This is a genomic window from Lyngbya confervoides BDU141951, assembly GCF_000817775.3.
In the GTDB taxonomy this organism is placed as follows: domain Bacteria; phylum Cyanobacteriota; class Cyanobacteriia; order Thermosynechococcales; family Thermosynechococcaceae; genus Lyngbya; species Lyngbya confervoides.
Genome location: NZ_JTHE03000010.1, coordinates 1 through 8,552 on the forward strand (window position 1 = coordinate 1; position 8,552 = coordinate 8,552).

Here is an 8,552-nt window from a genome sequence, read left to right on the forward strand (position 1 = left end):
CAATGTCGTGGATGCTCTCATTGCTCTATTTTCTGGAAGCCCCAAACCTTTCTTACTTCAGCCTGAGTAGTTACGGCTGGGACCAATTTGGGGTCGAGTCGGATCGCTTGATTGTAATCAGCAATTGCCTCTTCATAGCGATTTAAGTCCGCGTATACAACGCCCCGGTTATAGTAGGCACTAGCATCTTTGGGGTTGATTAGGATCGCTTGGGTATAGTCCGCGATCGCCTCTTCATTGCGGTTTAAGTCCGCGAATGTATTGCCTCGGTTGCTATAGGCTGGGGCCAATTTGGGGTCGATTTGGATCGCTTGGTTGTAATCGGCAATCGCCTCTTCATAGCGGTTTAAGTCCGCGTATACAACGCCCCGGTTATTGTAGGCTTGGATCAATTTGGGGTCGATTTGGATCGCTTGGTTGAAGTCGGCGATCGCCTCTTCGTAGCGCTTTAAGGTGTAGAAAGCAACGCCCCGGTTATAGTAGGCTTGGATCAATTTGGGGTCGATTTGGATCGCTTGGTTAAAGTCGGCGATCGCCTCTTCATAGCGGTTTAAGGCACCGAAAGCAGTGCCCCGATTGTTGTAGGCTTGGGTATATTTGGGGTCGATTTGGAGGACTTGGGTGTAGTCGGCGATCGCCTCTTCGTGGCGCTTTAAGTTATAGAAGGCAATGCCCCGGTTGTAGTAGACCTTGGTAGCTTTGGGATCAAGTTGGATCGCTTGGGTGTAGTCCGCGATCGCCTCTTCATAACGTTGTAAGCTAGAAAGTGCAAGGCCCCGGTTACTCAGAAAAGCTGGCCGCATGGCCAGTCTCACCGCCTGATCCATTGCAGTTCGAGCTTCTTCATAACGTTCTAGGTCACTTAATATAAGCCCCTTGTTATTCCAGAGATTAGCGTCTTGGGGCCGAAGCTGAATCGCTTGCTCAATCGCCTGAAGGGCTGATTCAAAATCTTGATTCACTCGATAGATCGATCCAAGCCAGTCCAATCCAGGTACATAGTTGCGGTTCAATTGCGTGGCCCGTTTTGCCGCCTCAATGCTGTTGCCGTAATCCTCCTGTCCACCTAGAGCAAGACTCTTCCCATACCAGGCTAGATAGGTATAGTCTGGATTTTGAGCAATTGCCTCATCAAAGGCTTCCACTGCTTCTTGATACTGTCGGGCTCGCCAATATTGACTCCCCAACTCAATCCAGTCCTTGGCATTACGTCGGATCGGGGTCTTCTCAACTAAAAGAATGGATTGATTAAACTCCTCCACCTCTTGTCCCATCAGGTCAGCTGCAACCTGATCGCTCACCTGATAGCTGTTGCGAGCGAGTTTACTCTGTTCCAGAATTCCCACTAGGCTCTGACTGGGAATCCCCAAACTGTAGCCCAACTGAATAGCCCCATCCCTCGTTTCTGTTTCTCCTTCCGTCAGCCCATGAATCCCCACCACATGGCCATTGTGATCCAGCACGGGTCCCCCACTCATTCCGCCTCCAGTTTGACTGGTATACACCAGCTCGTAGCCTTCCCCAAAGGCCGGTTGGGCCACGGCACTAGCCAGTCCCTCACTGTTTTGGCGCAGAGAATAACTACTCACCTGCAACACCCCTTGCTCCCGCTCAAAGGTGCGTCCCCCATTAAACTGCCAAGAACTATCCTGAAGAGCCGAAACCTTTGGAAACCCCGCCACAAACACCGGGGCATCCGCTTGCGCTTTATAGTTGGCAATTGTGGCCAGGGGATAGGTCTCAGCACTCTCAAACTGCACCACCGCCAAGTCAATCCCTTCTCGAATCTGAAACTGTCGCGGATTTAATTGCACCCTGCGTCCATCATGGGTCGTCAAGGTGTATTGATGCTCTGGACAAGGTTGGTCCGCGCTTTCCTCCTGGGGGCGTTCACAGACCACGTGGGCCGCCGTCACCACCGTGTAGGTGTTGCCCTGCCGCGCCACAATTACCCCCGACCCATTCGCCCCACTGGTGCTGTCAATCCTCACCGTAAACAAGCGCGCCTTTTTCTCCAACTCCGCCACCCAGCCCACATTCTGCGAGTCTGCCACCGGATTGAGTTCGGACGTATTCGGGGCCGGTAGGTTGTAGTCTTTAGCCACTATAACCGGCACCCGCTCCAACACCCGCTGCAAAGGAATCCCCCAATTCAGCTTTTCCAGTTGGGCCTGTTGCTCCGGGGGGGGCTGCTGTCCGCGTTCATCCTGGTAATTGCCCCGAATCGGATAGGCCATCACCCCATTAATGCCAATCAGCTCCCCAGATCCCTGCTCAAAAATCGGCCCGCCGCTCATCCCCTGCTGCACCGTCCCCCCATAGCCAATTTGATAGCCCTGACGCAGAGGTGCTTCTAACACGCGCTCAATGCTGCTTTCAATAGCCTGGAACCGACCCGACTCCGCCTCATAGCCACCCACCCACAGGGTCATCCCCTCCCGAGGGGTGAAAGAACTCAGCGGAACCGTTTGATAGGTACGGGGGCTGCTAAACTCCACGACGGCTAAATCTGGATTGCCCTGAAATTCAGCAGACCTGACTTGAGCGCGATGGGACTGCCCATCCGCCGTTTGAACCTGAGCCTGGGTCTGCCCCCGCACCCCATGGCGATTGGTCAGCACCAGATAGCGATTCCCCTGCTTGGCCAACAGCGTCCCCGAACCCTGATTATCCGCCGTCACAATCCGCACCGTCACCTGCCGCAGCATTTCCTCAGGGGAAAGTTGCGCCGCCTGAGCCATCCGCACCGCCGCCCCCCCAGAGCCCGCCGCCCTCGCCACCCCCGGCTGCATCCCACTCACCACCAGACCCGGAAACCAGAGCCCACCGCACAAAACCAACACCGTTAAACGTCGCATCCTCTTAAATCCCAATGTCTAAAACTTCAATTCGCGATCGCCATATCTGTCAGCCCCCCCCAGCATTGGGAGGCAGGGGGGCGTTCGACGGAGCAAAGTGCGTTCCACCCGTCACGGTTCGAGGCGCATCACGATCCACAATTGGCCCTTTCTTCAGCCACTTCTTGATCTCAATAAAACGATCGCCCCCAGAGTTTTGCAACAGCATATCCGAGGACTTCCCCTCCAGAATATCCGCCAGACGGAGCAACACCTCCATGGGCCGATCGTGGGGCTTAAGGGTAAACAGTTGATTCTCCCGGTTGCAAGATTCCGACTTGTCCTTTACCCCGCACACCACCGGATAGCCGCCCAGATGTCCCGCCGTTAGCAAGAGTCGCCCCTGTTCATAGGCCTGCTGAAACTTCGGTGACACCGCCTCACAGCGCTTCGCCGGGTCAAAGCCCGCGCTGGAAAAATATTCCGACTTCCACCCCACCAGACGCACATTTCCCTGGCGCTCCGGCACCCAGACCACCGTGGACACAATTTTGTTGCCCGGACTGGTGGGATCTTGCACTTCCTTGCAGTAAAAATGCAGCTGCTTAGGATCGAGCAGCGTTTCTTGCACAACGGCCGTTTTCCCCTCCGATGCACCCATGGTCTCCCCTGGAGCAGTGGCTGGATTGGCCAGCAGTTGGGCCTCACGGCTCAGCCCCGTAAGCGGCACGCTCAGCCCCGCGATCGCCGTAGCAACAGCCATCACAGCCGGTTTAGTGTTGATTGCTTTAGATGTCAGCATCCTCAGTCCCCTTAACGTCAATTTGTGCAGCTCAGAAAAATCTATGGTTGAGATTCTACGAGATTCATCGCAGCGAAGGTTTTAAATTATGCATCAGTGGTTTAAACTGCCAGACCTTTTTGGCCCCGATCACCAGCACCGCAGTCCCGCCAAAGGCCAGCAGCCCTGGCACCAGCGGCACAATGACCCCCACCCCGAAAAACATCGCCCCGTAGCTCGCCACTATCAGCAAGCCTCCCCCGCCCAAGGCCAGCAGCCTCTTGGGGCCAGTCATCCCCAGCGACACTGCTCCCCCCGCGATCGCCAGGATAAAAACCAATATAATCTCCGTCTCCAGGGACGTAAATCGTAAAAGCGGCTGCTTCCCCTCCAAAATGTTTAACATTTGCACAATTCCATGGGCATGGAGATACACCCCCGGAATCGCCTCCGCATCCGTTTTGGAAAACGGCGTTAAAAAATCATCAGCCCGCGGCTGACTCACCCCAATCAGCACAATCTTGTCCCGCACCGATTCCGGCTTGAAATTATCCGCAAACACCGCCCGCAGCGGGATGGCAGTGGCCAATTGCGTGATCGCCGCCTGGGAAGAACTCGATCGGCGCGTAAAATCGAGCAACATCTGTGCCCCCCCCTGTGCGGGGGAAGATCCCCCTGGGTCCTTGAGAAAACGGTAGAATCCCTGTTCTTGCTGAAGCTCATCGGTAAAATTGGCATCATCCGTTTCCAACTGAAAGCTCCCAGCACAGACCTTTTCCCAGTCAAAGACAGAATTTTCCTGAGCAAAATAGTTTTGAACCACCTTCAGCCCAAAACTCAGGGCATAGTCCTCGCGGTTCCGACCTTTTGCACAGCTATCCCGCTGATTCTTAGCTTGATTAAGTTTTTTGATCTGATCCGACGGCAAACAGCTTGTCTTTAACCCAAACTTTGCCTGGAAAAGATAGCGCCGCACCTTCCCCTTGTGAATCAGCCGACCATCGGCTTGAACAGCAGATAATGTATCTGGAGCGACATCACTAAACCCCACCTGGCTGATCTTTAACTCCGGCATGGGAGGAGTGGATGCGTCACCGCCGCCTTCATCTGCACAAATTCCAATCACCTGATCATTGCCAGCAAGCTGTGCTGCCAGGGGAGGATAGTCCTCCTGAGCAGGAATGGGCCGCAGGATGTCCAAGCCAATCACCGCCGCAGGTTCTAGCTGCTTCAATAGCTCTGAAAGTGCCTGGCCCGCCAGCGATCGCCTTGTCCCCGGCTCAACTTCGTTCCGGATCCACCCCTGTCGATCTTGAAATTCCTTATCCGCCTGATCAATCGTAATAATGAGAATCCGATCATCCTTTTCTCCCTTCGGACGAACTTGTAACGTCCAGTCATAGGTCTTTGCCTCCAGAGGAAATAAAGCGCCCGTCCCCCGCACGCCCCACACTCCAGCACCGGTCAGCAAGCTTGCCCCAACCAGGAAAAGGGTTTGCCGGACGATGCGTTTTCGCCACTGGGTCCGATCGGACGGTGGCGGATCGCCCAAGTGTTGCCACGTTAAATTGGGCTCCGATGGATTCACCGCCGCCACCGGCAACCAACTGGCACAGGGATAATCTTTTTCCCAGTCATCATGGAGCTTTCCCTGGGCTTCCCGCACGGAGGCACACAGTGATTTCCCGGCGGTAAAGCTCTCCAAAAAATACCCCAAAAACTGGGGCGAAATGGCATCGGGAAGCTTTTCGCGCATAAACACCAGATTCGGAAGCGCAATCCCCTCCTCCGTCATCAGCTGATGCATCAGCCCCACTCCATCACAGGAGTTAAACAGAGCTAAACGCAACCCGTTATTTGCCGCATCGCGCATCGCATAGCGGAAATCGGGAATTTGTAGCTGATCGCTCTGGGTGAGCTGAATATCGCAGCGCTTTCCATCCTTGGTGCTCGCACTGTGACCACTGAAAAACAGCATGTCCCAATGGCCCTCCCGCAGCTTCGCATTGAAGCTTACCGGAGCCGGAGCCTTTTCCCAGGTGATGATTGCGCCTGCTGCCTGGGCCTTAGCCTCTAATACCTGGCGATCCTGGTCAAAATTTTGCAAATCAGTGGCATGACCAAAAATGACCAAAATCCTAACCGGGCCAGGCTTCCGGGGAGGGCGAGCTTTGACGTGATAGTCTCTCTTCACCAGACAAACATCGGCCTCAGCCTTTCGAAGAACCTCCCACTGTTCCCAAACTTGCCGCTGTAACCAGACGCTATTGGTGCGAATCCGAATTTGATAGCCCTGACCATAGGACAAAATGCGATCGCGGATGTCTTTAAACTCCTCGCAATCATCTAGCCACTGATTAAAGGACTTTTTGACCGTCTCCGCCGCAACTGAGCAGGCCAATTGGGCATCCCTGCGCGACGAACTATTGGTGACCTGATCTGGGTCGCTATGCACTAGCGCCCGAAACATATTTTCCAAGCTGGCATAGCGCACCTGCCACTGGCGATACTGCTCCAGCAAATCCAGATTGGCCGATAAACCTCCTGGCGTCAGCGATTCGGATGGCCCCTGGACGGAAGAAAATACCTCAAGTTGCGCCCGAAACCCCTCCTCAAAGGTGCCATCTAAATCCAAGATTAAAAGCTTCTGCATCACACCTGAAAGGATTCCTCCACCAAGGCCTCTCCCAGAACCACCTGAATCAAAAAGCGATCGCCGAGCTGGGCCTCAAACTTATAGCGAATAAACTCATCGTCCACGCGGGCCGTTACCTCCTTAAACAATTCACCGGCTTCCGTCAACACCCGTAGCTTGAGTTCTGGAGGTAAGGTGGCTTGCTCTCCTGTGGGATACAAGCTGGCTTGAATCGAATAGGTCTCCTCCTGGCGATCCAGGGTGAGCATCAGGGCAAACTTTTCACCGCTAAACGCCACCCCCAAATCAATCAGCTTGGCCTGCTTGATCTGGTTATCCATAAAAGAGCTGATCAATTTAGGCTGAATAATGTGTTGAATGGGCTGCCAGGATGTCTGAAGGGGGTGATCAAACCATTGACTGAGTCTGGTCAAGGGTGGGACCCCCTCGGACTCCGTCTCTCCCAGCGCTGTCATCCGTTCCACCCAAGTGTGCCGCCAAGTGGGGTTATGGATCACCGCACACCAGTCCGCAAAGGCGATCGCCGTCCGCGGAAAGGAAGCCTGTGCCAGTTGATCCATCAGATCCATCAGCCGATCTAAGGACAGCGTTGGCGTGGGGATGACCGCCTGACTTATGCACCGCATCGACTCTGGAAAAAAGCGCAGCTGTAGCCACAGGGCACTGATGTGCTCGGTGAGATCCGCCGCTGCGATGGCATAGCTGCGGGTAAAGGTTCGCTTTTCCCCTTTTTCTAGAATTGTGGCCTGGGGACTGTAGCCCCACAGCCGCATCTGCCGACGGTCGAGATCCACCTGCACCACCAGGACAATATCGGCCCGTAACTCCGACTCAATCCACTCCTGGGGCACCTCCCATTCGTCGTAGTCGAGCTGATCGCTGGGAATCACCACCAATCGATGGGATTCCAAGGCGATCGCTGTGCCGTTGATCCCCAGGCCGGGAAGGTCACGGAGGGCCTCTTCAAGCTGGGCCGTCGGGACAGACTCTTGCAGATAGGGCAGCACCACCCGCTGCACCAGGCGATTCAGGTAAGCGATCTGGCGATCAATCTTGCAGGAGGCTGTTTCTTCCCAGCACTGCTGCTGATCCTGTTCTGAAAACTCCAGCCAAATGCTGGCAGGACTTGCATCAAAATTCTCGTAGGTCATCGTCTTCACTCCTGGGGCAATGAGGGATGTTCTTGGTAATAAGTTTGTAGCCACTGTTCTAAGGCCTCGCATAGGGGACTGATCCGATCTGGGGAAATTGAAGTTGCCAGGTGGTCTTCAGCCCAGGGGATCAGGCGTGCCGCTAAAATTTCCTCAAATTTGGCAAGGTTACGGCCCACAGTCGATTGATTGACCCCCAACTCCTGGGAAATTTCAGTCTGGGTCAACCCCGCTCCGTAGTAGCGCTCTAGCATGGTAAAAATCTGGGGATTGAGCCGATACTGACTGGGCTGAATCTGGCAAATTTCCTGGCTGAGCCAATCGGAGAGCGCCTGATACTGGGCCTCAAGCTCTGCCCGGTCCAGGGCCTCATCCCAGTCCTGACCCGGATCGGGAAGAATGCCGCCTAATTCCGTCTCGCTGGATGCATCAATGGGGGCATTCAGCGATCGCTCCGGCATGGAAAGATAGGTTTTTAGAGCCACAGCGGCCTCCTGAAGCCGACGACTCATTTGGTCCAAACTCACCGCATCGGGGAACTGCTGCTGATACTGCGTCAGAATTTGCCGCAGCAGATCGCGGCTCGGTTCGCGCACCTTCCCCTGATGCCTCATTTGGGGCGATCGCCCCAGCTGTCGATAGAGTTGCCACACTTGCAGGTAGGGCGTAGGTTCTGCCATTCCAGCCCTGGCCAGAGCCTGGCGCAGCCGACGTTCTGACACGTGTAGCAGCAAACTCCACTGGGTGTACCCCAGGGATCGATCCAGCATTCGCAGCTCATCCAAAATCCGATTTTGCAATATGCTGTAGGCATACCTTGCCAGGTCGGGATTTAATTCTGGCTGAAAATCCTGCAGCAGGCGCGGCACATGAACCGTTCCCCAGCCAAAATAATCAAACAACGTGTGGGAAAGGCGCTGCTGATAGCCTTGATGCACCTTAACTGCAGCCTGGTAGCAAGGCTCCTGCAGGTAGGCCAACAACGCTTCATAACCTTCCTGTTTTTGGTTCACCGCTGTATCCGAGGCGCTTCCGTAGCGACGGAGCCAGTAAGAGAGTGTTTGTAAACAAGCATTAAGCTACTCGTCCTTGCCATCTCTTCCGGTTTTTCTCTAACCGCCTTAACA

General features: G+C 54.7%; 5 protein-coding genes. All 5 read right to left on the bottom strand.

The window, feature by feature from the left end:
- Positions 1–17 precede the first annotated feature (17 nt).
- Positions 18–2,858 carry a tetratricopeptide repeat protein gene (locus tag QQ91_RS01690; RefSeq protein ID WP_166283812.1) on the bottom strand — a complete coding sequence of 947 codons (2,841 nt, stop codon included), beginning with the start codon at positions 2,856–2,858 and terminating at the stop codon, positions 18–20.
- Positions 2,859–2,907: 49 nt separating this feature from the next.
- Entirely contained in the window at positions 2,908–3,639 is a 732-nt protein-coding gene (locus tag QQ91_RS01695) for a COP23 domain-containing protein (RefSeq protein ID WP_166283814.1), read from the bottom strand.
- A gap of 64 nt (positions 3,640–3,703) precedes the next feature.
- Positions 3,704–6,271, bottom strand: a complete 2,568-nt coding sequence (locus QQ91_RS01700) for a CHASE2 domain-containing protein (protein WP_236096252.1) — start codon at positions 6,269–6,271, stop codon at positions 3,704–3,706.
- Positions 6,271–7,425, bottom strand: a complete 1,155-nt coding sequence (locus tag QQ91_RS01705) for a DUF1822 family protein (RefSeq protein ID WP_166283818.1) — start codon at positions 7,423–7,425, stop codon at positions 6,271–6,273. The genes QQ91_RS01700 and QQ91_RS01705 overlap by 1 nt, the downstream gene beginning before the upstream one ends.
- Positions 7,426–7,430: 5 nt before the next feature.
- Positions 7,431–8,438 (bottom strand): sigma-70 family RNA polymerase sigma factor, encoded by a 1,008-nt coding sequence (locus QQ91_RS01710; protein ID WP_166283820.1) that lies wholly within the window; start codon positions 8,436–8,438, stop codon positions 7,431–7,433.
- Between the last annotated feature and the right edge of the window lie 114 nt (positions 8,439–8,552).